The organism is Ensifer sp. 38_S197 (genome assembly GCF_056924495.1).
The window spans coordinates 3,460,991-3,487,094 of record NZ_JBXOVZ010000002.1 but is presented as its reverse complement, the minus strand read 5'-3'; the positions used below and the strand labels follow the sequence as shown (position 1 = coordinate 3,487,094).

Here is a 26,104-nt window from a genome sequence, read left to right as displayed (position 1 = left end):
GTTAGACGCGCGGCGCTGTAATGCGTATCGTTTTTCAGATGATTCTGTTGGACGACGTGTATTACTAAACCTTTGGGGAAAGGTCCCTTATGCTCATATGGCTCGTGGAACTGGCGGACCACTTTCAGTTTTTCAATCTCTTTCGCTACATCACCTTCCGCACCGGTGCGGCGCTCTTCACCTCGGCCATGATCGTCTTCCTGTTCGGCCCGGCAATGATCGCATCGCTGCGCATTCGCCAGGGCAAGGGCCAGCCGATCCGCGCCGACGGGCCGCAGACGCATTTCAAGAAGGCCGGCACGCCGACCATGGGCGGCCTGATGATCCTGGCCGGCATCGTCGTCTCGTCGCTGCTCTGGGCCGATCTTTCGAGCGTCTATGTGGTCTCGACCCTGCTCGTCACCCTCGGCTTCGGCGCCATCGGCTTCTATGACGACTACCTCAAGGTCACCAAGCAATCGGAGAAGGGTTTTTCCGGCAAGGCGCGCCTCGGTATCGAATTCGTCATCGCGGCGGTCGCCGTGTTTTTCATGATGCAGGCCTCGCTTTCGAGCGGTGCGGCCGGTTCGACCTTCGGCTCCTCGGTGACGTTCCCCTTCTTCAAGGACCTCATTCTCAATCTCGGCTATTTCTTCGTGCTGTTCGGCGGCTTCGTCATCGTCGGCGCCGGCAATGCCGTGAACCTGACCGATGGTCTCGACGGCCTTGCGATCGTGCCGGTGATGATCGCGGCGGCCGCCTTCGGCCTGATCTCCTATCTCGCCGGTAACGCCGTTTTCGCCAACTACCTGCAGATCCATTTCGTGCCCGGCACCGGCGAGCTCGCCGTGATCCTCGGCGCCGTCATCGGCGCCGGCCTCGGCTTCCTGTGGTTCAACGCGCCGCCGGCGGCAATCTTCATGGGCGACACCGGGTCGCTCGCCCTTGGCGGCCTGATCGGCACCGTCGCCGTCGCCGTCAAGCATGAGATCGTCATGGTCATCATCGGCGGCCTCTTCGTCATGGAAACGCTGTCGGTCATCATCCAGGTCTTCTGGTTCAAGCGCACCGGCCGCCGCGTCTTCCTGATGGCGCCGATCCACCACCACTTCGAAAAGAAGGGCTGGACCGAAAGCCAGGTCGTGATCCGCTTCTGGATCATCGCCGTCATCCTGGCGATGATCGGCCTCTCCACCCTCAAGCTGCGGTGAGCGGACGATGATCCCGGTCACCACATTTAGCGGTAGGAAGGTCGCTCTCTTCGGTCTCGGCGGTTCGGGGCTTGCAACGGCTGAGGCGCTGGTCGCCGGCGGCGCCGAGGTCACCGCCTGGGATGACAATCCGGATAGCGTCGCCAAGGCTGTGGCCGCCGGCGTGCCGACGGCGGACCTGCGCACGGTCGAGTGGGCCGCCTTTGCCGCCTTCGTACTTTCGCCCGGCGTGCCGCTCACCCATCCGAAGCCGCACTGGACGGTGGATCTCGCCCATGCAGCCGGCGTCGAGATCATCGGCGACGTGGAACTCTTCGTGCGCGAGCGCCGCGCCCATGCGCCCGATTGCCCTTTCATCGCCATTACCGGTACCAACGGCAAGTCGACGACGACGGCGCTGATCGCCCACATCCTTAGGGAAAGCGGCCGCGATACCCAACTCGGCGGCAACATCGGCACGGCGGTGCTGACCCTTGGGTCCCCGAAAGTCGGTCGCTTCTACGTGGTCGAGTGTTCGTCCTACCAGATCGACCTGGCGCCGACGCTGAACCCGACCGCCGGCATTCTCCTCAATCTCACGCCGGATCATCTCGATCGCCACGGCACCATGCAGCATTACGCCGACATCAAGGAGCGGCTGGTCGCCGGCAGCGGCACGGCCATCGTCGGCGTCGACGACAGCTTCTCGGCGCTGATCGCCGACCGCGTCGAACGCGCCGGCACGAAGACGGTACGCATTTCGCGCCGCCATGTGCTCGCCAATGGTCTTTATGCCGAAGGCTCGCGCATCATGAGAGCCGAAGGCGGCACGTCGAGCCTGTTCGTCGATCTCGACGGCATCCAGACGCTGCGCGGCGGCCACAATGCCCAGAACGCGGCGGCGGCCATTGCCGCCTGCCTTGCGGTCGGCGTCAGCGAGGCCGAGATCCGCGCGGGTCTCAAGAGCTTCCCGGGCCTCAAGCACCGCATGCAGCCGGTTGGACGCAAGGGCACGGTCGTCTTCGTCAACGACAGCAAGGCGACCAATGCGGACGCGGCGGCCCCGGCGCTTTCGAGCTACGAGCGGATCTACTGGATCGCCGGCGGCCTGCCGAAAGAGGGGGGCATCACGACGCTTGCGCCCTTCTTCCCGAAGATCGTCAAGGCCTACCTGATCGGCGAAGCGGCGCCCGCCTTTGCGGCGACGCTCGGCGAAACAGTTCCTTACGAGATTTCGGGCACGCTGGAACAGGCGGTGGCGCATGCGGCGGCCGAGGCCGGCAGGGACGAAGCCGGCCCTTCGGCGGTGATGTTATCCCCGGCTTGCGCAAGCTTCGACCAGTATAAGAACTTCGAGGTACGCGGCGATGCCTTCGTCGGCCATGTGCGCGCGATCGAAGGCGTGACGATGCTGATCTGACGCTGCCCGGTCCAGCGCGCCAACCGGCGCCAGGGCCAGGCGGTGATACCGAGGTTTCGGACGTGGGGCGCGATGGGCGCCGGAGAAGGGGACTGACAAGATGGTAAGCCGAGCCGAACGTGGCCCCGTGGCCGACTGGTTCTGGACGATCGACAGGTTCTTTCTGGCGACCTTCATCCTGTTGATGGGCGTCGGCTTCATGCTGTCCTTCGCCGCAAGCCCCGCGGTCGCCGAGCGCATCGGCCTCGACAGCTTCCACTTCGTCAAGCGCCATGCGCTCTTCCTGCTGCCTTCGCTGGTGGTGATGGTCGGCATCTCCTTCCTCTCGCCGCGCCAGGTCAGGCGTGCCGCGATCCTGCTTCTCGGCGGTTCGCTGGCGATGATGGTGCTGGTGCTCTTCATCGGCGAAGAGGTGAAGGGTTCGATGCGCTGGCTTTCGATCGCCGGCATTTCGATCCAGCCGTCGGAATTCATGAAGCCGGCTTTCGTCGTCGTCTGTGCCTGGCTCTTTTCCGAGCACGCGCGCCAGCCGGAAATCCCGGGCAATCTCTTTGCCATTCTGCTCTTCGGCATCGTCGCAGCGCTTCTCGTCGCCCAGCCCGACCTTGGCCAGACGATCCTGACGACCGCGGTCTGGGGCGGCATGTTCTTCATGGCCGGCATGCCCTGGCTCTGGATCATCCTGCTCGGCAGCGCGGCGGTCGGCGGCTTCTTCGTCGCCTATACGATGCTGCCGCACGTGGCGGCCCGTATCGACAAGTTCCTGACGGGCGAGGGCGATACCTTCCAGATGGACACGGCACGGGAGGCAATCATCCGCGGCGACTGGTTCGGGCGCGGCCCGGGTGAGGGCATCGTCAAGCGCATCATCCCGGACAGCCACACCGACTTCGTCTTCTCCGTTGCGGCCGAGGAATTCGGCATCGTCTTCTGCATGGTCATCGTGCTGATCTTCGCCTTCCTGGTGATGCGCGGCCTCAACCATGCCTTCCGCGAACGCAACGACTTCAACCGGTTCGCCGTCGCCGGCCTGGTTCTCCAGATCGGCATCCAGTCGATGATCAACATCGGCGTGAACCTCGAACTGCTTCCGGCCAAGGGCATGACCCTGCCGCTGATCTCCTATGGCGGCTCGTCCATGGTGGCGATCTGCGTCACCGCCGGTTTCATCCTGGCGCTGACGCGTCACCGGCCGGAGAAGCGCGCGGTGGAGCGTAGCCTGTTTCGGTCCGGCATCGGCGTGCCGGCGGAGTAAAACATGACTAAAGGCATCATCCTGCTTGCCGCCGGCGGTACCGGCGGCCATCTCTTTCCGGCGGAGGCGCTGGCCCACGAACTGAAAGCCAATGGCTATTCGGTGCATCTCGTCACCGACAGCCGCGCCGAACGCTATGCAGGCAAGTTTCCGGCCGACGAAGTGCATGTCGTGCCCTCGGCGACGATCGGCTCGAAAAACCCGATCAGCGTGGCGAAGTCGCTGTGGACGCTTTGGAGCGGCATGCGTGCTGCGCGCAAGCTGATCGCGCGGCTGAAGCCGAAGGCCGTCGTCGGCTTCGGCGGTTATCCGACCGTGCCGCCGCTTCTTGCCGCCACCGGCATGGGCGTGCCGTCGCTGATCCATGAGCAGAATGCGGTCATGGGCCGCGCCAACAAGGCGCTGGCCTCGCGCGTCAAGGCGATCGCCGGCGGGTTCCTGCCGGAAGGTACGGGTGCCTTTTCCGCCAAGACCGTGACAACCGGCAATCCGGTTCGTCCGGCGGTACTTGCCGCTGCCAAGACGCCCTATGCCGCCGCCGGCGGCGATGCGCCGTTCCACCTCGTCGTCTTTGGCGGCAGCCAGGGTGCGCAATATTTCTCCAAGGCGATCCCGCAGGCGATCTGCCGGCTCGACGACGCGGTTCGCCAGCGGTTCAAGGTGACGCAGCAGGCGCGGCAGGAAGACAAGGACGGCGTGATCGCGACCTACGAGCAGCTTGGCGTGCCGGCCGAGGTCTCGCCCTTCTTCACCGACATGGCCGAGCGCATCGCCGGCGCGCAGCTCGTGATCTGCCGCTCCGGCGCCTCGACGGTTTCGGAACTTTCGGTCATCGGCCGTCCGGCGATCCTGGTGCCCTATCCCTACGCGCTCGATCACGACCAGGCGGCCAATGCCGCAGCACTCGCCGCCAAGGGCGGCGCGCGGGTGATCGCCCAGTCCGAACTGACGGCAGATCGTCTTGCCGGCATCCTCAAGGATGCGGTCGATAACCCACAATCGCTCGCCCAGATGGCGGCAAACGCCCGGGAAACCGGCAAGCCGGACGCAGCGAGCTTGCTTGCATCCCTCGTAGAGGCTATTGCCAGCGGTTTGACAGTCGAGAAATTCAGGGAAACACGCTCATGAAAATGCCGAAAACCATCGGGCTGGTCCATTTCATCGGTATCGGCGGCATCGGCATGAGCGGCATTGCCGAGGTGCTGCACAATCTCGGCCATCGCGTCCAGGGCTCCGACCAGGCCGATAGCGCCAATGTGCAGCGCCTGCGCGCCAAGGGCATCGAGGTCTTCGTCGGCCACAAGGCCGAGAATATCGGCGATGCCGAGGTGATCGTCGTCTCGACCGCGATCAAGAAGAACAATCCAGAGCTGATCGCCGCGCGCGAAAAATTCCTGCCCGTCGTGCGCCGTGCCGAGATGCTCGCCGAACTGATGCGCTTCCGCAACGCGATCGCGATCGGCGGCACGCACGGCAAGACGACGACGACGTCCATGGTCGCCGCGCTGCTCGAGGCCGGTGGGCTCGATCCGACCGTCATCAACGGCGGCATCATCAACGCCTATGGCACCAACGCCCGCATGGGCGAGGGCGAGTGGATGGTAGTGGAGGCCGACGAATCCGACGGCACCTTCCTGAAGCTGCCGGCCGATGTCGCCATCGTCACCAATATCGACCCCGAACATCTCGACCACTACGGCAATTTCGACGCGGTGCGCGCGGCCTTCCGCCAGTTCGTCGAGAACGTGCCCTTCTACGGTTTCGGCGTGCTCTGCCTGGATCATCCGGAAGTGCAGACCATGGTCGGCAGGATCGAGGACCGCAAGGTCGTCACCTATGGCGAGAACCCGCAGGCCGACGTGCGCTTCCATAATATCCGCATGGATAACGGCACATCCGTCTTCGACATCGAGATCCGCCGCCGCCGCACCGGCCAGGTGATCACAATGAAGGACCTGCGCCTGCCGATGCCCGGCCGCCACAACGTCTCGAATGCGACCGCGGCCATTGCGGTTGCCCAGCGCCTCGGCATCAGCCCGGAAGCGATCGCAAAGGGTCTTGCCTCCTTCAGCGGCGTCAAGCGTCGCTTCACCCTTACCGGCGAGTGTAACGGCGTACGCGTCTATGACGACTACGGCCACCATCCGGTCGAGATCAAGGCGGTGCTGAAGGCGGCGCGCGAGGCCTGCCAGGGCAGAATCATCGCCGTGCACCAGCCGCATCGCTACAGCCGTCTTTCAAGCCTGCTCGAAGACTTCTCCGCCTGCTTCAACGATGCCGACACGGTCCTGATCGCGCCGGTCTATGCGGCCGGCGAGGATCCGATCCCCGGCGCAACCTCCGAGGAGCTGGTGGATCGCATCAAGGCCGGCGGCCATCGTGACGCCCGTTACGTCGCCGGTCCGGAAGCAATTGCGCCGGTCGTCAGCAAGATTGCGCAGCCCGGCGATTTTGTGGTTCTCTTGGGGGCTGGCAGCATCACCTACTGGGCCGCTGCCCTGCCTAAGGAACTCGCGGATATTTCAGGAATTTGAGCATGAAACAGGTCAACGGTCAGAAACTACTGGATGCGCTCGGAAGCGGTGTCAGCGCCGTTCGCGGCCGCATCACGCCCGATGCGCCGATGGATCGCGTCACCTGGTTCCGCGCCGGCGGTCTTGCCGAGCTGATGTTCCAGCCGCACGACACGGATGATCTCGTCACCTTCCTGAAGCTCGTTCCGGAAGACGTGCCGGTCATGGTCGTCGGTGTCGGCTCGAACCTGCTCGTGCGCGACGGCGGCATTCCCGGCGTCGTCATCCGCCTCTCGGCCAAGGGCTTCGGCGATCTGGAACTGGTCGGCGAAAACCGCATCAAGGCCGGCGCCATCTGCCCGGACAAGAACATCGCGGCCATGGCGCTCGATCACGGCATCGGCGGCTTCTATTTCTTCTACGGCATTCCCGGCTCTCTCGGTGGCGCGCTGCGCATGAATGCCGGGGCGAACGGTGCCGAGACCCGCGAGCGCGTCGTCGAGGTTCATGCGGTCGACCGCCAGGGCAACCAGCATGTGCTGTCGAATGCCGACATGGGCTATGCCTATCGTCACTCGTCGGCGGCGAAGGATCTGATCTTCACCCATGCGATCTTCGAGGGCTACGCCGAGGACAAGAACAAGATCCGCACCGACATGGATGCCGTGCGCCATCACCGCGAGACGGTGCAGCCGATCCGCGAGAAGACCGGCGGCTCGACCTTCAAGAACCCGGAAGGCCACTCGGCCTGGAAGCTGATCGACGAGGCCGGCTGCCGCGGCCTGATGATCGGCAGCGCGCAGATGTCGCCGCTGCATTGCAACTTCATGATCAACACCGGACAGGCGACCGGCTACGAGCTCGAATATCTTGGAGAAACGGTGCGCCAGCGCGTGCTCGAACATTCCGGCGTGCGGCTCGAATGGGAAATCAAGCGCATCGGCAACTTCATGCCGGGCTACGAGATCAAGGAATTCCTCGGCCGCGGCATCGCCTGAGGCTGGACGGGATCGTTTACAGAAAAGGGCCGTGGCGGAGACGCTGCGGCCCTTCTTCTTTTTGCGTGGTCGCCGCACTCTTGACGGCTCCATCTCCGCTCGGGCTTGACCCGAGCATCCAGATTCCGGCCCTGCGGATCTGCGCGCATGAGGTTTCCTCGCGTCGCCCGCCGAAAGGGATGGATCCTCGGGTCGAGCCCGAGGATGACGGGAGGAGAGGGGCGCTGGCCACAACCGAACGCGGGAGATCGAGGCTCCACAAACAAGAAAGGCCGCAGCGTTGCCGCCACGACCCCTTGTTGTTCGTGCCAGGCCGCGCCTGCGCGGGCCGAGCCGATATCAGGCCGAAACCTCGTCTTCGGTCGACAGCACCAGGCACAGCAGCGTGATGGCGGCGGCGGCCAGCAGGTAGTAGCCGACATAATCGAGGCTGTAGTTGGTGGCGAGCCAGGTGGCGATGTAGGGCGCCAGCGACGCGCCGAAGATGCCGGCGAGGTTGAAAGTCATCGAGGCGCCGGTGTAGCGCACCGAGGTCGGGAAGGGGGCGGCAAGCGCTGCACCGATCGGGCCGTAGGTGAGGCCCATGAGGCCGAGGCCGATGATCGAGAACAGGAAGGCGCCACCGAGGCCGCCGGCGAGCAGCGGGGCCATGAAGATGCCGAAGACGCCGATGCCGATGGTGGTAAGGATCAGCACGAGGCGGCGGCCGAAGCGGTCCGAGAGGATGCCGGCAACCGGGATCATCAGGCCGAAGAAGACGACGCCGGTCATCTGCACGACCAGGAACTGCTCACGCGAGTAACCGAGCTTCGCCGTGCCCCAGGAGAGCGAGAAGACGGTCATCAGGTAGAACAGCACGAAGGTCGCGAGCGCCACGAAGGTGCCGAGCACCAGGCTGCGCTTGTGCGAACGGAAGATCTCGGCGATCGGCACCTGCACGCGCTCGTGCTTGTCGACCGCCTTCTGGAACTCCGGCGTTTCGGTGATCTTCAGGCGAACATAGAGGCCGACGGCGACGAGCAGGATGCTGGCGATGAAGGGCACGCGCCAGCCCCAGGCGAGGAAGGCTTCGTCGTTCATCACTTCGCCGAGGACCAGGAAGGTGCCGGCCGAGAGGATGAAGCCGATCGGCGCACCAAGCTGCGGGAACATGGCGTACCAGCTCCGCTTGCCCTCGGGCGCGTTTTCGGTGGCGAGCAGCACGGCGCCGCCCCATTCCCCGCCGAGGCCGAGGCCCTGGCCGAAGCGGCACAGTGCCAGGAGCAGCGGTGCAGCGACGCCGATCGAAGCATAGGTCGGCAGCAGACCGATGACGACGGTGGAGATGCCCATGGTCATCAGCGCGGCGACCAGGGTCGCCTTGCGGCCGACCTTGTCGCCGAAATGGCCGAAGACCACGGCGCCGAAGGGGCGGGCGAAGAAGGCGATCGAGAAGGTCGCGAAGGATTGCAGCATTGCCGAGGTCGGATCGGCCGAGGGGAAGAAGAGGTGCGGGAAAACGAGCACCGCGGCGGTGGCGTAAACGTAGAAGTCGAAGAATTCGATGGTCGTGCCGACGAGGCTTGCGAACAGCACCCGGGCAGGGGAGTTCACTGCCGCGTGCTTCGACGCATTGCCCTTCGGCGACAGGATGGTTGTCGCGTCTGTCATTATCATAGTTCCTGATATGGATGTCGTGCCGTCCTGGGAGGCGGACTGCACTTCATAGTCTGCAGCGGCCCTTGCGCGTCTGGTCAGCCGCGCGGCGCCGCAGGCGCTCTTAGCGCAAGTTTCGGCATGGCGAAACCCTGATATCGTAAGAAATGCGAACGATCTTGGCGCCGTGCGCAGCATTATTCCGCCAACGCATGGCTCGTCGGAGAAGCGCCCGGGCCTGCCCCTTCTTTAGGCGCGGCGGCTTGTAAATCTCGCCTATTGCGGGTGCATGCGTCGCAAGACAACCGCGCTTGACCAGAATCAAATTGTGGCAAACTCTCGGCAGCCGAAGCGATCGGCTTCGTTTTCTTCAGGAGCGAATGCATGTTCAAAAGGCTTTCTGCGGAGTTTCTCGGTACATTCTGGCTCGTTTTCGGCGGTTGCGGCAGCGCGGTGCTGGCGGCGGCCTTTCCTGAGGTCGGTATCGGCCTGCTTGGCGTTTCCTTTGCTTTCGGTCTTACCGTGCTCACCATGGCCTATGCGGTCGGAGGCATCTCCGGCGGGCATTTCAATCCGGCCGTCTCGGTGGGATTGATGGTCGCCGGCAAGTTTCCGGCGCACAAGCTCGTCGGCTACGTCATCTCGCAGGTGCTGGGCGCGATTGCTGCTGCGGCCGTCCTCTATCTGATCGCCAGCGGCAAGGCCGATTTCCAGCTCGGGGGCTTCGCCGCCAATGGCTACGGTGAGCATTCGCCCGGCGGATATTCGCTCACCGCTGCCCTCGTCGCCGAGGTCGCACTCACCTTCTTCTTCCTGTTCATCATTCTCGGCGCCACCCATGGCCGCGTGCCGGCCGGCTTTGCGCCGATCGCTATCGGCCTGGCGCTGACCCTCATTCATCTGGTCTCGATCCCGGTCACGAACACCTCCGTCAATCCGGCCCGCTCGACGGGGCAGGCGCTGTTCGTCGGCGATTGGGCGCTGGCGCAGCTCTGGCTTTTCTGGGTGGCGCCGATCATTGGTGCGGCAATCGCCGGCATCGTCTGGAAGATCGTCGGCGACGACGACTAAGCGCCTATCGCATCGCCAGAATGGAGCCCGCCGCCTCGTTTACGGCGGGTTTTTCATTTTTTCGCTTCTTATGCATTTGATTCAGGATCGCTCCGCAACCCCTTGATCTCCCGCTGAAATGCATTGTCGCCCATGCGCTTGCGCACACGACACGTGTTTCGTTTCCCGACTAAGGTTAACGAAAGTAAACGGTTCGTTAACCATAATGACGCTCTAGTGCCCCCAATGGCGTGGTGACTCGCGAAAGCCGGAATCAGCCAGACGCAAGGAAACCTTGCGATAGTGGCGTATTGTTTGGGGGTTTGAATGAGCGGCAAGCATGTGGCTGTCCTGATGGGCGGATTTTCTTCGGAGCGACCGGTTAGCCTGTCGTCCGGGACTGCCTGTGCGGATGCCCTCGAAGCCGCCGGCTACCGCGTCACGCGCATCGATGTCGATCGCAACGTTGCCGAAGTGCTGGCGGCGCTTCGCCCGGACGTTGCCTTCAATGCTCTTCACGGTCCATTCGGCGAGGACGGCACGATCCAGGGCATCCTCGAATATCTGGAAATTCCCTACACCCATTCCGGTGTGCTCGCCTCGGCGCTCGCCATGGACAAGGCTCAGGCGAAGCACGTCGCTGCTGCCGCCGGCATTCCGGTGGCGGACGCGCAGGTGATGGATCGCCACGCTTTCGGTCCGAAGCATCCGATGAAGCCGCCCTATGTCGTCAAGCCGGTCCGCGAGGGCTCGAGCTTCGGCGTCGTCATCGTCAAGGAGGACCAGCCCCATCCGCCGCAGGTGGTGGCCTCGAGCGAATGGCGTTACGGCGACCGAATCATGGTCGAGCGCTATGTCGCCGGCCGCGAACTGACCTGCGGCGTCATGGGCGATCGCGCGCTCGGCGTCACCGAGATCATCCCGCAGGGCCATGCCTTCTACGATTACGACTCCAAGTACGTAAAAGGCGGTTCCTCCCACGTCATTCCGGCACAGATTTCACCAAATATTTACCAAAAAATACAAACACTCGCTGTGAAGGCGCATCAGGCAATCGGTTGCCGCGGCGTCAGCCGATCCGACTTTCGTTTCGATGACAGTTCCTCCGGTGAGGGCGAGCTGATCTGGCTGGAAATCAACACCCAGCCCGGCATGACGCCAACCTCCCTGGTGCCCGAGATGGCCGCGCATGCCGGCTATAGCTTCGGTGAGTTTTTGAGTTGGATGGTGGAGGAAGCGTCGTGTTTGCGTTGAGGGGCAGAAGGGGCAGGAGGGTTCGTCACCTCGATGGCGCTGCAGCCGTCGACGTGGACGGCGGCCGCGTGTTGCCGCGCCCGCTCCGCCGTGTCGTGCGTTTCCTCGTCAGCCTCGGAACCGGCCGCATTCGCTTCCCAGCGCATACGGGCACGGCGTCGGCGCTCGCGTTTTTTGCTGCGACCGGTTTCTACGGCATGTCGCTTGGCGGTCACACGCAGAATTTCGCCCAGGCCTCGACCACGGCGGCAGGCTTTGCCATCGAAGACGTCAAGGTCTCCGGCAATGAGCAGACCTCCGAGATCGACATCCTTCAGCAGCTCGGCCTTGACGGCACCACGTCGCTGGTGGCGCTCGACATTGCCGAGGCGCGCAGGCTGATTGCCGAGTTGCCCTGGGTGCAGGGTGTCACCGTCCGCAAGGTCTATCCTGGCACGATCGAGGTCAGCCTCACCGAGCGCAAGGCCTTCGGCATCTGGCAGCACGGCTCCGATCTTTCACTGATCGAAAGAAGCGGCAGCGTGATCGCGCCCTTGCGCGACAACAAGTTCGCAGCCTTGCCGCTGTTCGTCGGCCGCGATGCCGAAACGGCGGCCGCCGATTTCTATGACGAGTTTTCCCGCTGGCCGGAAATCCGCTCGCGGGTGAAGGCCTTCGTCCGCGTCGCCGGTCGCCGCTGGGACCTGCGCCTCGACAACGGCATCGTCGTCAAGTTGCCGGAGCACGACGTCGCCCAGGCGATGCAGGTGCTCTCCGACATGGAAAGCCAGCACCAGCTCCTCGAGCGCGACATCGCTGCCGTGGATCTGAGGCTGCAGGATCGAACCACAGTTCAGTTGACGCCGGATGCAGTCGCCCGGCGCGAAGTTGCCTTGAAGGCGAGGGACAAAATGCTGAAGGCGCAGGAGACCGAGAAGAAGAAAGAGGGCCGCATATGAGTCTGTTCGGTTCCTCCAGCTTTGGCCTGCCGCGCCTGAAGCCGCTTTCTTCGAAGCGGTCTCATGTCGTCTCGGTGCTGGATATCGGTTCGACCAAGGTGGTCTGCATGATCGGCCGGCTGACGCCGCGCGCCGAGAGCCAGATCCTGCCGAACCGCACCCACAACGTTGAAATCATCGGCATCGGCCATCAGAAGTCGCGCGGCGTCAAGAACGGTGTCGTCGCCGATCTCGATGCGGTCGAAAGCGTCGTGCGGCTGGCGGTGGATGCGGCCGAGCGCATGGCCGGCCTTACCATCGACAGCCTGATCGTCAACGTTTCGGCCGGCCGGCTGCAGAGCGACGTCTACACCGCGACGATCGATCTCGGCGGCCAGGAAGTCGACGCCAACGACTTGCGCAAGGTTCTGTCGGCCGCCGGCCAGCAGTCGCTGCGCTCCGACCGCGCCATCCTGCACTCGCTGCCGACGGGCTTCTCGCTCGATGGCGAACGCGGCATCCGTGATCCGCTCGCCATGTTCGGCGACGTTCTCGGCGTCGACATGCATGTGCTGACGGCCGAGCGCGCGGCGCTGAAAAACCTGGAACTCTGCGTCAACCGCGCGCACCTCTCTGTCGAGGGCATGGTTGCGACCCCCTATGCCAGCGGTCTTGCGGCGCTCGTCGACGACGAGGTTGAGCTCGGCTGCGCCGCCATCGACATGGGCGGCGGCACGACGACGATCTCGGTCTTCGCCGAAGGCAAGCTCGTTCATGCCGACGCCGTCAGCCTCGGCGGCCACCACGTGACGACGGATCTGGCGCGGGGTCTTTCGACCCGCATCGAAGATGCCGAGCGGCTGAAGGTCGTGCATGGCTCGGCGCTGCCGAACAGCGCCGACGAGCGCGACATCGTCTCGGTTCCGCCGATCGGCGAGGATGACCGCGACCAGCCGACGCACGTGCCGCGCGCTCTCGTTTCGCGCATCGTGCGCGCCCGCATCGAGGAGACGCTGGAGCTCATCCGCGATCGCATCCAGCGCTCGGGCTTCAGCCCGATCGTCGGCAAGCGCATCGTTCTGACGGGCGGCGCAAGCCAGCTTACGGGCCTGCCGGAAGCGGCGCGCCGCATCCTCGCCCGCAATGTTCGCATCGGCCGTCCGCTCGGGGTTTCCGGGCTGCCGGCGGCCGCCAAGGGCCCGGCCTTTTCCACGGCGGTCGGCCTGATGATCTATCCGCAGGTCGCCGACCTCGAGACCCATGCCTCCCACGGCGGCATGTTCTCGGCGCTCGGCGCCGGCAACGGCCGCATCGCCCGCATGGGCCAATGGCTGAAAGAGAGTTTCTAGAGCGCCGTGCGTCCGAAGGGACGCAAGGGGCACTCTAGGTTTTGTAAGTGCGCATAAGCCTTTTCGAAAATCGAAGACGATTTTCGAGGTTATGCGGAGTACGGCCGGCGCCGACAGGGACGGTGCCGGGTGAAGACAAACTAAGACTTTGAAAGATTTGGCCGGCTCGGCAAGGCGGCCAGAAAACAGAAGGAACGGGTACAATGACTATCAACTTGCAGAAGCCGGATATCACGGAGCTGAAGCCGCGCATCACCGTCTTTGGGGTGGGTGGCGGCGGCGGCAACGCCGTCAACAACATGATCACCGCAGGCCTCCAGGGCGTCGATTTCGTCGTCGCCAACACCGATGCCCAGGCGCTGACCATGACCAAGGCCGAGCGCATCATCCAGATGGGCGTCGCCGTCACCGAAGGTCTCGGCGCCGGTTCGCAGCCGGAAGTCGGCCGCGCGGCCGCCGAAGAGTGCATCGATGAGATCATCGACCACCTGAACGGCACCCATATGTGCTTCGTCACCGCCGGCATGGGCGGCGGCACCGGCACCGGTGCAGCCCCGATCGTCGCCCAGGCCGCCCGCAACAAGGGCATCCTGACGGTTGGCGTCGTCACCAAGCCGTTCCATTTCGAAGGCGCGCGCCGCATGCGGCTTGCCGACCAGGGCATTGCCGAACTGCAGAAGTCGGTCGATACCCTGATCGTCATCCCGAACCAGAACCTCTTCCGCATTGCCAACGACCGCACGACCTTTGCGGATGCCTTCGCGATGGCTGACCAGGTTCTCTATTCGGGCGTTGCCTGCATCACCGACCTCATGGTCAAGGAAGGCCTCATCAACCTCGACTTTGCCGACGTCCGCTCGGTGATGCGTGAAATGGGCCGCGCGATGATGGGCACGGGCGAGGCTTCGGGCGAAGGCCGCGCACTGGCCGCTGCCGAAGCCGCGATCGCCAACCCGCTGCTCGACGAGACCTCGATGAAGGGCGCCCAGGGCCTGCTGATCTCGATCACCGGCGGCCGCGACCTGACCCTGTTCGAACTCGACGAAGCTGCAACCCGTATTCGCGAAGAAGTCGACCCGGATGCCAACATCATCCTCGGCGCGACTTTCGACGAGGAACTCGAAGGCCTCATCCGCGTCTCGGTCGTCGCCACCGGCATCGACCGCACGGCCGCGGAGGTGGCGGGCCGTTCCGCCGACTTTCGTCCGGTAGCAGCCAAGCCGGCCGTTCGCCCGTCCGCCGCCATTCCTGCCCAGCAGCCGCAGCCGGTTGCCCAGCACCAGCCGGCCCCGGTTCACCAGCCGGTGATGCAGCAGCCCATCGTCCAGCAGGTGCAGCAGCCGGTCCAGCAGCAGCCGTCCGTCGACCAGATCGCGCTCGCCATCCGCGAAGCCGAGATGGAGCGGGAACTGGACATCGCGACCCGCGCCGCACAGGCTCCGGCTCCGGTTCAGCCGGCGCATGAGGAGAACTTCCGTCCCCAGAGCAAGCTTTTCGCCGGCGCAGCACCGGTAGAGGCCGCTCCGGTCATGCGCCAGCCGCAGCCGCAGATGCAACCGGTTCAGCCCCAGCCGCAGCCGGTGATGCGCCAGGAGCCCGTCGCTCCGGTCATGCGCCAGCAGCCGGAACAGGTTCGCATGCCGAAGGTCGAAGACTTTCCGCCGGTCGTGAAGGCCGAGATGGACCGCCGCGCCCAGCCGGCGGCCCCGATCGCGGAAGAGCGTGGCCCGATGGGTCTCCTCAACCGCATTACCAGCTCGCTCGGCCTGCGTGAACGCGAGCAGACCCCCGCGGCAGCCGACATGACGGCTTCCGCACCGACCGCTGCTTCCCAGCAGCGCCGGCCGCTCTCGCCGGAAGCGAGCCTCTATGCGCCGCGTCGCGGCCAGCTTGACGATCACGGTCGCGTTTCGCAGCAGGCGCGCCCGCACGAAGATGATCAGCTCGAAATCCCGGCGTTCCTGCGCCGTCAGTCGAACTGATTGGAAGGCCCGTTCCTTCACCTTGCCGAATGCCCGGGCAACTGCCCGGGCATTTTTGCGTTTTCTTCATCATTTCAGATATTTGAATCAATGTTACGGACCGTCGCAAATGCGTAACAAAGCGAAACGAACAGTGATTTGGAATGGTGCCTCCAAACTCTTATTTTCACACTTGGAATTGGGGACGCATGCGATTCGATCAAGCGCTGTCTGTTCGGAACGCAGAGGATCGGACTTTGTGCCGAGACTCTCGGACGCCTTGTTTGTGCCCTGAAGTTTGCTGCGTCCGCCAGCGGGTTTTGGCCATCGGCCACAGGTATTGAAAGTGACGAGAATGGGAATCGAATTGCTCGGGTTTCAGACGACGATTGCAAGCCCGGTAACGCTCAAGGGAATTGGCGTTCACTCCGGTGCGGAAGTGTCGATAACCTTCCATCCGGCGGAAGCGGATGCGGGCATCGTTTTCCAGCGCGTCCTGGCCAATGGCCGGGTCAGCGAATACAAGGCGGTTTCCTCGCAGGTCGGCAACACCGATCTCTGCACCGTTCTCGGCATGTCGCCGGCAGCGTCGATCGCCACGATCGAACATGTGATGGCCGCGATCTACGCGCTCGGCCTCGACAACCTGACGATCGAAGTGCACGGCGCCGAAATGCCGATCATGGACGGCAGCTCCGAACCCTTCATCGACGCGATCGAGCAGGTGGGCGTTTGCGCCCTTGCGGTCAAGCGTCGCTACATCCGCATCATCAAGCCGGTGCGCATCGAATCGGGCGCCTCCTGGTCGGAGTTCACGCCCTATGACGGCATGCGCTTCGAGGTCGAAATCGACTTCGATTCCCCGCTGATCGGTCGCCAGTCCTGGAAGGGCGACATGACGCCGTCGGTCTTCAAGCGCGAACTGTCGCGCGCCCGCACCTTCGGCTTCATGCGTGACGTCGAGCGGCTCTGGGCCGCCGGTTTTGCGCTCGGCTCCTCGCTCGAAAACTCGGTCGTCATTTCCGACGACAATACGGTGATCAACGTCGAGGGTCTGCGTTACACGGATGAATTCGTTCGTCACAAGACGCTCGACGCCGTCGGCGATCTCTCGCTCGCCGGTGCACCGTTCATCGGTTGCTACCGCTCCTACCGCGGCGGCCACAAGATGAACGCCAACGCCCTGAAGGCGCTCCTCAGCGACCCGACGGCCTATGAAGTCGTCGAGACCGCGACCCCGCGCCAGCGTACCCGCGCGCGCGATATGGTTGCAGTCGCAGTTCCGGGCTTCGCGCCCTGGTCCGCATAACAAAAAAAGTCATCATCTCCTCCAGTCGCCGGCCGAAAGGCCGGCATTTTCATGATGGGGCCGCCACAAATTTGCATGAATCACCGATCATGACGTTGCGGTCTCAAGGTAACTTGCTCTAAAAGCGCATGTCTGGCGGGGTCCATGCCCGCAGAGTGGAACGGGAATATCCGATGGTTCTTGCAGTTTCTGTTGATCTGAGAAAATCAGCGCGCGTCGCCGCCGTGATCGTCGCGGCCATTGCCGGCAGCGCCCTGATTACCGCCTGCCAGAACGACCCGGATATCGACATCACCAAATTGACGGCGGAGACGGATCCGCCGGAAGTGCTCTACAATCAGGGCCTTGCCAACCTCAATGCGGGCAAGACGACGGAAGCGTCGCGCAAGTTCGAAGCGCTCGACCGCCAGCATCCGTTCTCGGAATATGCCCGCAAGGCACTGGTCATGAACGCCTTCGTTTCCTACCGCAACGGCCAGTACCAGGAGGCGATCAACGCCACCGGTCGTTACCTCAATCTCTATCCGCAGTCGGAAGACGCGGCTTACGCGCAGTACATCCAGGGGCTGGCCTATACCAAGCAGATCCCCGCGGTGACGCAGGACCAGAAGCCGGCGATGAAGGCGATCGAGGCCATGCAGGCGGTCGTCGACCGTTACCCGGACTCCGAATATGTCGACGACGCCAAGTCGAAGATCCGCTTTGCCCGCGACCAGCTCGCCGGCAAGGAGATGCAGGTCGGCCGCTACTATCTCGAGCGCAAGGAATATCTCGCGGCGGTATCGCGTTTCCGCGTCGTCATCGAGCAGTATCCGAACACCAACCAGGTGGAAGAAGCACTGGCGCGTCTGACCGAGGCCTATTTCGCGATGGGCGTGACCCAGGAGGCGCAGACCGCTGCCGCCGTTCTCGGCCACAACTATCCGGACAGCCAGTGGTACGCAGATTCCTTCAAGCTGCTGCAGTCCGGCGGTTTGGAGCCGCGTGAAAGCGGCAACTCCTGGATTTCGCGCGCTGCCAAGAACCTCATCGGCGCCTGATCCTTATCGGCGCCCGTCAAGGAAGATACGAACCCGGATGCTCGCCCAGCTTTCGATCCGCGATATCGTCCTGATTGAACGGCTTGATCTGGCTTTCGACGCCGGGCTCTCGGTGCTGACCGGTGAAACCGGCGCCGGCAAATCCATCCTGCTCGACAGCCTGTCGCTGGCCCTTGGCGGCCGCGGCGATGGTTCGCTGGTGCGCCACGGCTCGGACAAGGGCCAGGTGACGGCGGTCTTCGACGTGCCCGCCGGCCATTCGGCGCGGCTGATGCTCAACGCGAACGGCATCGACGACGATGGCGACCTGATCTTCCGCCGCGTCCAATCCGCCGACGGCCGCACCAAGGCCTATGTCAACGACCAGCCGATCAGCGTCCAGCTCATGCGCCAGCTCGGGCAGACGCTCGTCGAAATTCACGGGCAGCACGACGATCGCGCGCTTGTCGACATCGACGCGCACCGCACATTGCTTGACGCCTTTGGCGGCACATCCGACGAGGCGCACCATGTCGGCAATCTCTTCCGGGCCTGGAAGGACGCCGAGCGCGGCTTGAAGAAGCATCGCGAACGCGTCGAGGCAGCCGCGCGCGAGGCGGATTTCCTGCGTTCTTCGGTCGAGGAACTGGAAAAGCTTAATCCCCGCGACGGCGAAGAGGACGAACTTGCCGAGAAGCGGGCGCGGATGATGAAGTCCGAGCGGATCGCCGGCGATATCAGCGAGGCGTCGGAGTTCCTGAACGGCAACGCTTCCCCGGTTCCGCTGATCGCGTCGCTGGTGCGTCGTCTGGAGCGCAAGAGCCACGAGGCGCCGGGCCTGCTCGAAGAGACGGTGGAGCTGCTCGACGGTGCGCTGAACCAGCTCTCCGATGCGCAGATGGCGGTCGAGCGTGCGCTGCGCAACACCGAATTCGACCCGAAGGAGCTGGAGCGGGTGGAGGAGCGGCTGTTCGCGCTGCGTGCCGCCAGCCGCAAATACTCCGTTCCGGTGACCGAGCTGCCGGCGCTGGCGGTACGCATGATCTCCGATCTCGCCGATCTCGATGCCGGCGAGGAGAGGCTGAAGCAGCTCGAAAGCCAGGTCGGCGTCGCCAAGGCGGCCTTCGACGCGTCGGCGCGCTCGCTCTCGGAAAAGCGGCACCGCACGGCATCGGCGCTTTCCGCCGCCGTCATGGCCGAGCTGCCGGCGCTGAAGCTCGAACGCGCACGCTTCATGGTGGAAGTTGCAAGCGATCCGGCGCAGGCGACGGCCGAAGGCATCGACCTCGTCGAGTTCCACGTGCAGACCAACCCCGGCACGCGGCCGGGGCCGATCATGAAGGTCGCCTCGGGCGGCGAGCTCTCGCGCTTCCTGCTGGCGCTGAAGGTGGCGCTTGCCGATCGCGGCTCGGCGCCGACGCTTGTCTTCGACGAAATCGACACCGGTGTCGGCGGTGCGGTGGCCGATGCCATCGGCCAGCGGCTGAAGCGGCTTTCGAGCACCGTGCAGGTGCTTTCCGTCACCCACGCGCCGCAGGTGGCAGCGCGCGCCGCGACGCATCTCCTGATCTCCAAGGGTCCTTCGGCTGAGAAGGCCGAGACGATCTCCACGCGCGTCGCCCGCATGGACGACAAGGCGCGCACCGAAGAAATCGCCCGCATGCTGGCCGGCGCCTCGATCACCGAAGAGGCGAGGGCGGCGGCGGCTCGCCTGCTCTCTGGCAACGGCTAGCTCCCTTGCCTCTCACTCGCGGAGGCGGCGACGTCGTCCAGCGTGCATTGGCTGAGATGCTCTAGTTGCGTCCGCGATCTAGCAAGGCTGCATAGGCCAAAGAGATCGAAACGTTTTTTCGATGTCGGCAGCAGAATTCAGGTATCCTCCGGGAGACGTCTGCATGTCGACGCCATAAAGGTATAGGACCGAGGACCACAGCTGCTCTTCGAGATCTCTCGATTCAAAATCCAGATCCCCTCTATCCAGGGCTTGCATTGTCTCATAGGCCCACCGATCAGCAGTTTCTCGTTCGATCTTCCCTACAATCAGGTCTTCAAAAATCTGTCGAACCACCAACTCTGTAATGAGCATCTTCCACTCCCCCGCAGTGTGTTCGTTATTGTCGAACCTAAGTGCGTTTTCGTCCCACCCGGTCGGCACTGCCGCCCGTCCCACACTCGATCGGCTATGACGCCAACGGCGCCGTGAAGCTCTTTTGTTTCAGAGGGTCTGAGGCGCATGCGATATTTCTGGTAGCGCGCACGACATGTACAGGTTGTGTCATCCGGATATCAACAATTTTCAAATGGTGGGTGGCCGCATTACAGGATTGCTCAGGGCCGCGTTTGACCGGCGTGATGTTGTACCTCACAACGCCAGCGGCGTTGCTCTTTTCTTTCCCGGTGGTTGCTCTACAAAACGACTCCGAATCCGGAGTCGTCGCGCATGTCCAAAGAATTGAAACCCGTCGAGAATCTCAGCGAAATGGAAGCGGCCGAAGAACTCGCCTTTCTCGCCGCCGAGCTTGCCCGTCACGATGCGCTCTATCACGGTGAGGACGCGCCGGAGATTTCGGATGCCGACTATGATGCGCTGAAGCGGCGCAACGATGCGATCGAGGCGCGTTTTCCGGCGCTTATTCGCGAGGACAGCCCGTCGAAGAAGGTGGGGGCGGCGCCGTCCGTCACCTTCCAGCCGGTCGTGCACGCCCGGCCGATGCTGTCGCTCGACAACACCTTTTCGGATGAGGACGCGCGCGATTTCGTGGCGTCGGTCTATCGTTTCCTCGGGCAGCTTCCTGACAATTCGATCGCGTTTACCGCGGAGCCGAAGATCGACGGCCTCTCCATGGCGCTGCGCTACGAAAACCGCCGGCTGGTAACGGCGGCGACGCGCGGCGACGGCACGACCGGCGAAAACGTTACGGCCAATATCCGCACCATCGGCATGATCCCGCAGACGCTGCCGGCGGGCGCGCCCGATATCGTCGAGGTGCGCGGCGAGGTCTACATGGCGAAATCGGACTTTGCCGCCCTCAACGCCGAGATGGCGGCGCTCGGCAAGCCGCTCTACGTCAACCCGCGCAACACCGCCTCAGGGTCGCTTCGCCAGCTCGACGCCAAGGTGACGGCCAGCCGCAAGCTGCGCTTCTTCGCCTATGCCTGGGGCGAAATGTCGGCGATGCCGGCCGATACGCAAATGGGCATGGTCGAGATGTTCAAGGCCTGGGGTTTCCCGGTCAACCCGCTGATGCAGCGTCTCTCCTCGGCCGATGCGCTGCTCGAGCACTATCACCACATCGAGCGCGAACGGCCGGACCTCGACTACGATATCGACGGCGTCGTCTACAAGGTCGACCGGCTCGACCTGCAGGCGCGCCTCGGCTTCCGCTCGCGCTCGCCGCGCTGGGCGACGGCGCACAAGTTCCCGGCCGAGCAGGCCTTCACCCGGCTGACGGCGATCGACATCCAGGTCGGCCGCACCGGCGCGCTGACGCCTGTCGCGCGCCTCGAGCCGATCACGGTCGGCGGCGTCGTCGTCACCAATGCGACGCTGCACAACGAGGATTACATCAAGGGCCTCGGCAACAGCGGCGAACCGATCCGCGAGGGCAGGGACATCCGCATCGGCGATATGGTGATCGTGCAGCGCGCCGGCGACGTCATCCCGCAGATCGTCGACGTCGTCATGGACGAGCGCAAGGAAGGGGCCGAACCCTATCGCTTCCCGACCACATGCCCGGTCTGCGGCAGCCATGCGGTGCGCGACATCAACGAGAAGACCGGCAAGATCGATGCGGTGCGCCGCTGCACCGGCGGCTTCGTCTGCCGCGCCCAGGCTGTCGAGCATCTGAAGCATTTCGTTTCGCGCAACGCCTATGACATCGAGGGCCTCGGCTCGAAGCAGATCGAGTTCTTCTTCGAAAGTGAGGATCCGACGCTATCGATCCGCACCGCGCCCGATATCTTTACGCTGGAAAAGCGCCAGGCGGATTCGCTCACCAAGCTCGAAAACATCGAGGGCTTCGGCAAGGTCAGCGTGCGCAAGCTCTATGAGGCGATCAACACGCGCCGCTCGATCGCGCTTCACCGCTTCATCTATGCGCTCGGCATCCGCCATGTGGGCGAGACGACGGCGAAGCTTTTGGCGCGTTCCTATGGCAGCTACGAGCATTTCGGCACGGCGATGAGCGAAGCGGCGACGTTTTCCGGTGACGCCTGGAACGAGCTCAACAGCATCGACGGCATCGGCGAGGTCGTCGCCCGCGCGATCGTCGAGTTCTACAAGGAGCCGCGCAACCTCGAAGTGGTGACCCGTCTGCTATCGGAAGTGACGCCGGAGGCGGCGGAAGCGCCGGTTGCGTCCGATAGCCCGGTCGCCGGCAAGACCGTGGTCTTCACCGGCTCGCTCGAAAAGATGACGCGCGACGAGGCCAAGGCCAAGGCCGAGAGCCTCGGCGCCAAGGTCGCCGGTTCGGTATCGAAGAAGACCGACATCGTCGTTGCAGGGCCGGGTGCGGGATCCAAGCTCGACAAGGCGAGGGAGCTCGGCGTCCAGACGATGGACGAGGACGAGTGGCTGGCGCTGATCGGCGGGTGAAGGCGCTTCTGGATTGGTGATGAAGTCTTTTCGCCGCGCGGCGTCGGCCGCGCGAGAAAACCCTGTTACGTCAGCGGAAATGCCGAGGCCTTGATGCCTGCTCACAAAAAAACGCCCGGGAACCCCCGGGCGGAGCCTCTTTCCGTTCCGCCAGTTCGGCCATCAGCCCTGCTGCTGAGCCGCTTCCTGGTCCATCCACATGAATTCCCAGATGTGGCCGTCGAGGTCCTGGAAGGAGATGCCGTACATGAAGCCGTAGTCGATCGCCGGCTTCCAGGGCTTGGCGCCGGCGGCGAGCGCCTTGGCGAGCATGTCGTCGACTTCGGCGCGGCTCGAAGCCGAAAGGGCGGTGATGACCTCCGTGCCCTTCCTCGCGTCGCTGATCTCGCCGGTGATGAAGTCGCGGAACTTCGGCTCGGTCAGAAGCATGACGAAGATGTTGTCCGAGATCACCGTGCAGGCGGCGGTGTCGTCGGAGAACTGCTCGTTGAAGGTGAAGCCCAGCGCGGCGAAGAACGCACGCGAGGCCTTCAGGTCCTTGACCGGCAGGTTTACGAAAATCATGCGCATGAAATGCTCCTTGGGAATGGATTTTGTGTTTGACGCACTAAGGACGAATGGCGGTCGACGATCCCGACACCGGCTCAAATGTTTTTTGAACCGGGTTGATGTGGGGCGCACCCGATGGGTTTCAAGCGCGGGTCAGGCTGCGCTCCTCGACCCGGGCGGCATCGCGACGTGCTCTGTTTCGCCGTGCGAACCGGATCAATCCGCCCCGGTGTCTCGCTCTCCAGCATGGGTTGCAGGTGGCATTGATGACCACCGCGGCAGACCGTCTATGGATGCCAAACACGGCCGGGCGTCATCGAGCTGTCATCAATCCGATTGTTTTTTTGCGCTGCACAAGATAGAGCTTTGCAGCCGAATTTTGTGCAAATGCCCCTTGGCGAAGCAGGTCGTCATCATCCCAAGGGGCAGGGAGCCATCGTCCTTGGAGGGGGTGGCCCCGCCGCGGATTGGAGGGTCCGGAGATGAAGACTTTCACCACCATCGCCGAACTGCGTTCAGCGCTCGCCGAAGAACGGCGGGCGGGCAAGACGGTCGGCTTCGTGCCGACCATGGGCTACCTGCATGTCGGCCATATGGAGCTGATGCGGCGCGCGCGGGAAGAAAACGACGTCGTGGTCGCCAGCATCTTCGTCAATCCGCTGCAGTTCGGCGCGAACGAGGATCTTTCCAAATATCCGCGCGATCTCGCCCGCGACCAGGCGATGTTGGAGGGGGGCCGTGTCGACTATCTTCTCGCTCCCGGCGTCGCCGACATGTATCCGCGGCCGATGGAAACGGTGGTCGACGTGCCGACCCTTGGCAGCGAGCTCGAAGGATCGGTCCGCCCCGGCCACTTCGCCGGTGTTGCCACCGTGGTCACCAAGCTCTTCAACATCGTCCAGCCGGACCGCGCCTATTTCGGCGAGAAGGATTTCCAGCAGTTGCAGATCATCCGCCGCATGGTCGAAGACCTGGCGCAACCGGTCACCATCATCGGCGTGCCGACGGTGCGCGAGGCCGATGGGCTCGCCTGCTCGTCGCGCAATGTCTATCTGACGGCCGAGGAGCGCCGGGCTGCGGCAATCGTGCCGAAGGCGTTGGAAGAGGCGGAGCGTCTGGTCGCGTCCGGGGTCAGCGATGTGGCTCAACTCGAAAAGGCGGTGACCGAATTTCTCGCAAGCGAGCCGCTGGCGAGGCCCGAGGTCGTTGCGGTGCGCGATCCCGAGACGCTCGAGACCATCGAAACGATCGGCGACCGGCCGGTGTTGCTGCTGCTCTTCGTCCGCTTCGGCACGACGAAGCTGCTCGACAACCGCGTGATCGCCCCGAAATCCGCGCTGTTTGCAAAGGTTGCCTGACATGAGCGTTCAGACCGCAAAGCGCCGGCTCAGCCCCGCCAATATCGAAGCGCTGAAGGGCGAACGCCCGATCGTCAGCCTCACGGCCTATACGACGCCGATCGCAAGGCTGCTCGATCCGCATGTCGATTTCCTGCTCGTCGGCGATTCCGTCGGCATGGTGCTCTATGGGCTCGATACGACCGTCGGCGTGACGCTCGAGATGATGATCGCCCATGGCCAGGCGGTCATGCGCGGCGCGGAGCGCGCCTGCGTCGTCATCGACATGCCCTTCGGCTCCTATCAGGAATCGAAGGAGCAGGCATTCCGCAGCGCTGCGCGCATCCTGAAGGAAACCGGCTGCAGCGCCGTGAAGCTCGAAGGCGGCGCGGAGATGGCGGAGACGGTCGAGTTCCTCGTCAGCCGCGGCATTCCGGTCCTCGGCCATGTCGGGCTGATGCCGCAGCTCGTCAACACGACGGGCGGCTATCGCTCCGTCGGGCGCAACGACAAGGAAGTCAAGAAGATCCGCCGCGACGCCAAGGCGATCGACGACGCCGGCGCCTTTGCGATCGTCATCGAGGGCACGGTCGAGCCGGTCGCCCGCGACATCACCGCCGAACTGCGCTCGCCGACCATCGGCATCGGTGCTTCGCCCGCCTGTGATGGGCAGATCCTCGTCTCCGACGACATGCTCGGCCTCTTCAACGATTTCAAGCCGCGCTTCGTCAAGCACTTCGCCGAGCTGGCGCCGGCAATCTCCAAGGCCGCCGAGGACTATGCAAACGAGGTGAAGGCGCGCACCTTCCCCGGCATCGAGCATACGTTCCAGGTCAAGAAGTAAGACGCGGCCTGCCTGGCGGGCTGCGGAAACGGAGATCGAATGCGCGTCGGTTTCTCGATCGGTGCGCATTTTGTTCAAGCCTTGTTCGGGCAAGGCATCATAAAATTCAATCATTGTATCAGTTGATTTGAATTGTTGCCGGAGGCGCAAGCGCCTATCAGTCCGGCACCGGACGCTGGGCGCAGTTGTTCGCCTCGGCCGGCGGAGGTTTCCATGGCAAAAGACGGATTCTGGGAAGGCGTGCGCGGCGGCTTTCCCATCATGCTGGCGGCGTCGCCCTTCGGTGCGCTGTTCGGGGCGCTTGCGGTCGACAACGGTTTTACCATTGCCGATGCCGTGTTCATGAGCGCGAGCGTCTATGCCGGCGCCAGCCAGATGGTCGGCATCGAGCTCTTCGGCAATCACGTCCAGCCCTGGCTCGTCGTGCTTTCGGTCTTCGCCGTCAACTTCCGCCACGTGCTCTATTCGGCCTCGATCGCCAAATATGTCCGGCACTTCACTTTCGGGCAGAAGGTCCTGGCCTTCTTCCTGCTGGTCGATCCGCAATATGCCGAGACCGAGAAGCGCGGCGAGCGCGGCCTGCCGATCTCCTTCTCCTGGTATCTCGGCTTCGGCCTTGTCATCTACATTCCCTGGATCTTCAACACGCTGGTCGGCGCGATCTTCGGGCAGATGATCGGCGATCCCAAGGCGATCGGGCTCGACATCCTGCTACCGGTCTATTTCATGGGGCTGGTCATGGGCTTCCGCAAGCGCGACCGATTCCTGCCGATCGTCACGGTCTCGGCGCTCGCTTCGGTCGCCGGCATGCATTTCGTCGGCTCGCCCTGGCATGTCAGCATCGGGGCGCTTGCCGGCATCATGCTTGCCGCCTGTCTGCCGCAGAGCGAGCGGGCCAGCGCACCAACCGGCGTCGAGAAGGAGGCGTGAC

General features: G+C 63.9%; 20 protein-coding genes. 18 read left to right on the top strand and 2 right to left on the bottom strand.

What is annotated here, in order from left to right; translation table 11 throughout:
- The first annotated feature begins 89 nt into the window (after window positions 1-89).
- The 6 genes from mraY to murB all read left to right on the top strand — a co-directional run bounded on the left by mraY (window position 90) and on the right by murB (window position 7,355).
- Window positions 90-1,190 (top strand): phospho-N-acetylmuramoyl-pentapeptide-transferase, encoded by a 1,101-nt coding sequence (gene mraY / locus AC1Z3V_RS29985; RefSeq protein WP_429806590.1) that lies wholly within the window; start codon window positions 90-92, stop codon window positions 1,188-1,190.
- A 7-nt stretch (window positions 1,191-1,197) separates the two neighbouring features.
- On the top strand, window positions 1,198-2,589 hold the full coding sequence (murD, locus tag AC1Z3V_RS29980) for a UDP-N-acetylmuramoyl-L-alanine--D-glutamate ligase (protein ID WP_483503554.1): 1,392 nt from the start codon (window positions 1,198-1,200) through the stop codon (window positions 2,587-2,589).
- A gap of 100 nt (window positions 2,590-2,689) precedes the next feature.
- Complete coding sequence (gene ftsW / locus AC1Z3V_RS29975) at window positions 2,690-3,844, top strand: putative lipid II flippase FtsW (protein WP_247958386.1); 1,155 nt, start codon at window positions 2,690-2,692, stop codon at window positions 3,842-3,844.
- 3 nt (window positions 3,845-3,847) lie between these two features.
- Entirely contained in the window at window positions 3,848-4,972 is a 1,125-nt protein-coding gene (gene murG / locus AC1Z3V_RS29970) for an undecaprenyldiphospho-muramoylpentapeptide beta-N-acetylglucosaminyltransferase (protein WP_483503552.1), read from the top strand.
- Window positions 4,969-6,378, top strand: coding sequence for a UDP-N-acetylmuramate--L-alanine ligase (murC, locus tag AC1Z3V_RS29965; protein ID WP_483503550.1), 1,410 nt, complete (start codon window positions 4,969-4,971; stop codon window positions 6,376-6,378). Before murG ends, murC begins: the two co-directional genes overlap by 4 nt.
- Window positions 6,379-6,380: 2 nt before the next feature.
- Window positions 6,381-7,355: a UDP-N-acetylmuramate dehydrogenase gene (murB, locus tag AC1Z3V_RS29960; RefSeq protein ID WP_483503548.1), complete on the top strand. Its 975-nt coding sequence runs from the start codon at window positions 6,381-6,383 to the stop codon at window positions 7,353-7,355.
- A gap of 339 nt (window positions 7,356-7,694) precedes the next feature.
- Here murB and AC1Z3V_RS29955 read toward each other — a convergent pair whose 3' ends face one another.
- Window positions 7,695-9,005, bottom strand: a complete 1,311-nt coding sequence (locus AC1Z3V_RS29955) for an MFS transporter (RefSeq protein WP_483503546.1) — start codon at window positions 9,003-9,005, stop codon at window positions 7,695-7,697.
- Window positions 9,006-9,374: 369 nt separating this feature from the next.
- Between AC1Z3V_RS29955 and aqpZ the strand changes: the two genes are divergently transcribed.
- The 9 genes from aqpZ (at window position 9,375) to ligA (ending at window position 22,443) form a co-directional block, all read left to right on the top strand.
- Complete coding sequence (gene aqpZ, locus AC1Z3V_RS29950) at window positions 9,375-10,061, top strand: aquaporin Z (protein ID WP_483503544.1); 687 nt, start codon at window positions 9,375-9,377, stop codon at window positions 10,059-10,061.
- 306 nt (window positions 10,062-10,367) lie between these two features.
- Window positions 10,368-11,294 carry a D-alanine--D-alanine ligase gene (locus AC1Z3V_RS29945; protein WP_483503542.1) on the top strand — a complete coding sequence of 309 codons (927 nt, stop codon included), beginning with the start codon at window positions 10,368-10,370 and terminating at the stop codon, window positions 11,292-11,294.
- A complete protein-coding gene (gene ftsQ / locus AC1Z3V_RS29940) occupies window positions 11,282-12,232 on the top strand; it encodes a cell division protein FtsQ (RefSeq protein WP_483503540.1) in 951 nt (316 codons plus the stop codon). Before AC1Z3V_RS29945 ends, ftsQ begins: the two co-directional genes overlap by 13 nt.
- Window positions 12,229-13,560 (top strand): cell division protein FtsA, encoded by a 1,332-nt coding sequence (gene ftsA, locus AC1Z3V_RS29935; RefSeq protein WP_429806605.1) that lies wholly within the window; start codon window positions 12,229-12,231, stop codon window positions 13,558-13,560. The genes ftsQ and ftsA overlap by 4 nt, the downstream gene beginning before the upstream one ends.
- Window positions 13,561-13,763: 203 nt before the next feature.
- A complete protein-coding gene (gene ftsZ, locus AC1Z3V_RS29930; RefSeq protein WP_483503537.1) occupies window positions 13,764-15,542 on the top strand; it encodes a cell division protein FtsZ in 1,779 nt (592 codons plus the stop codon).
- Window positions 15,543-15,876: 334 nt separating this feature from the next.
- Window positions 15,877-16,830: a UDP-3-O-acyl-N-acetylglucosamine deacetylase gene (gene lpxC, locus AC1Z3V_RS29925; protein ID WP_483503535.1), complete on the top strand. Its 954-nt coding sequence runs from the start codon at window positions 15,877-15,879 to the stop codon at window positions 16,828-16,830.
- Window positions 16,831-17,003: 173 nt separating this feature from the next.
- On the top strand, window positions 17,004-17,870 hold the full coding sequence (locus tag AC1Z3V_RS29920) for an outer membrane protein assembly factor BamD (protein WP_429806610.1): 867 nt from the start codon (window positions 17,004-17,006) through the stop codon (window positions 17,868-17,870).
- 37 nt (window positions 17,871-17,907) lie between these two features.
- The gene (gene recN, locus AC1Z3V_RS29915; protein ID WP_483503533.1) at window positions 17,908-19,581 is read left to right on the top strand and encodes a DNA repair protein RecN; all 1,674 of its coding nucleotides are present in this window, start codon (window positions 17,908-17,910) and stop codon (window positions 19,579-19,581) included.
- A 708-nt stretch (window positions 19,582-20,289) separates the two neighbouring features.
- Window positions 20,290-22,443, top strand: coding sequence for an NAD-dependent DNA ligase LigA (ligA, locus tag AC1Z3V_RS29910; protein WP_483503531.1), 2,154 nt, complete (start codon window positions 20,290-20,292; stop codon window positions 22,441-22,443).
- A 162-nt stretch (window positions 22,444-22,605) separates the two neighbouring features.
- Here the strand turns inward: ligA and AC1Z3V_RS29905 are convergent, their stop codons facing one another.
- A complete protein-coding gene (locus tag AC1Z3V_RS29905) occupies window positions 22,606-23,013 on the bottom strand; it encodes a VOC family protein (RefSeq protein WP_483503529.1) in 408 nt (135 codons plus the stop codon).
- Between the two features lie 461 nt (window positions 23,014-23,474).
- Here AC1Z3V_RS29905 and panC point away from each other — a divergent pair, with 461 nt between their 5' ends.
- From panC to AC1Z3V_RS29890, 3 genes are all read left to right on the top strand, one after another.
- Window positions 23,475-24,350 (top strand): pantoate--beta-alanine ligase, encoded by an 876-nt coding sequence (gene panC / locus AC1Z3V_RS29900; RefSeq protein ID WP_483503527.1) that lies wholly within the window; start codon window positions 23,475-23,477, stop codon window positions 24,348-24,350.
- 1 nt (window position 24,351) lies between these two features.
- Window positions 24,352-25,173 (top strand): 3-methyl-2-oxobutanoate hydroxymethyltransferase, encoded by an 822-nt coding sequence (gene panB / locus AC1Z3V_RS29895; RefSeq protein ID WP_173517174.1) that lies wholly within the window; start codon window positions 24,352-24,354, stop codon window positions 25,171-25,173.
- A 213-nt stretch (window positions 25,174-25,386) separates the two neighbouring features.
- Window positions 25,387-26,103, top strand: coding sequence for an AzlC family ABC transporter permease (locus AC1Z3V_RS29890; RefSeq protein WP_483503525.1), 717 nt, complete (start codon window positions 25,387-25,389; stop codon window positions 26,101-26,103).
- Window position 26,104 lies beyond the last annotated feature (1 nt).

Excerpts from the sequence above, each read along its gene's own strand:
- AC1Z3V_RS29920 (WP_429806610.1), top strand. The coding sequence starts at position 17,004 with ATGGTTCTTGCAGTTTCTGTTGATCTGAGAAAATCAGCGCGCGTCGCC.
- mraY (WP_429806590.1), top strand. The coding sequence starts at position 90 with ATGCTCATATGGCTCGTGGAACTGGCGGACCACTTTCAGTTTTTCAAT.
- lpxC (WP_483503535.1), top strand. The coding sequence starts at position 15,877 with ATGGGAATCGAATTGCTCGGGTTTCAGACGACGATTGCAAGCCCGGTA.
- AC1Z3V_RS29955 (WP_483503546.1), bottom strand. The coding sequence starts at position 9,005 with ATGACAGACGCGACAACCATCCTGTCGCCGAAGGGCAATGCGTCGAAG.
- panB (WP_173517174.1), top strand. The coding sequence starts at position 24,352 with ATGAGCGTTCAGACCGCAAAGCGCCGGCTCAGCCCCGCCAATATCGAA.
- recN (WP_483503533.1), top strand. The coding sequence starts at position 17,908 with ATGCTCGCCCAGCTTTCGATCCGCGATATCGTCCTGATTGAACGGCTT.
- murG (WP_483503552.1), top strand. The coding sequence starts at position 3,848 with ATGACTAAAGGCATCATCCTGCTTGCCGCCGGCGGTACCGGCGGCCAT.
- AC1Z3V_RS29945 (WP_483503542.1), top strand. The coding sequence starts at position 10,368 with ATGAGCGGCAAGCATGTGGCTGTCCTGATGGGCGGATTTTCTTCGGAG.
- panC (WP_483503527.1), top strand. The coding sequence starts at position 23,475 with ATGAAGACTTTCACCACCATCGCCGAACTGCGTTCAGCGCTCGCCGAA.
- AC1Z3V_RS29890 (WP_483503525.1), top strand. The coding sequence starts at position 25,387 with ATGGCAAAAGACGGATTCTGGGAAGGCGTGCGCGGCGGCTTTCCCATC.
- AC1Z3V_RS29905 (WP_483503529.1), bottom strand. The coding sequence starts at position 23,013 with ATGCGCATGATTTTCGTAAACCTGCCGGTCAAGGACCTGAAGGCCTCG.
- murB (WP_483503548.1), top strand. The coding sequence starts at position 6,381 with ATGAAACAGGTCAACGGTCAGAAACTACTGGATGCGCTCGGAAGCGGT.
- murD (WP_483503554.1), top strand. The coding sequence starts at position 1,198 with ATGATCCCGGTCACCACATTTAGCGGTAGGAAGGTCGCTCTCTTCGGT.
- ligA (WP_483503531.1), top strand. The coding sequence starts at position 20,290 with ATGTCCAAAGAATTGAAACCCGTCGAGAATCTCAGCGAAATGGAAGCG.
- murC (WP_483503550.1), top strand. The coding sequence starts at position 4,969 with ATGAAAATGCCGAAAACCATCGGGCTGGTCCATTTCATCGGTATCGGC.
- ftsW (WP_247958386.1), top strand. The coding sequence starts at position 2,690 with ATGGTAAGCCGAGCCGAACGTGGCCCCGTGGCCGACTGGTTCTGGACG.
- ftsA (WP_429806605.1), top strand. The coding sequence starts at position 12,229 with ATGAGTCTGTTCGGTTCCTCCAGCTTTGGCCTGCCGCGCCTGAAGCCG.
- aqpZ (WP_483503544.1), top strand. The coding sequence starts at position 9,375 with ATGTTCAAAAGGCTTTCTGCGGAGTTTCTCGGTACATTCTGGCTCGTT.
- ftsZ (WP_483503537.1), top strand. The coding sequence starts at position 13,764 with ATGACTATCAACTTGCAGAAGCCGGATATCACGGAGCTGAAGCCGCGC.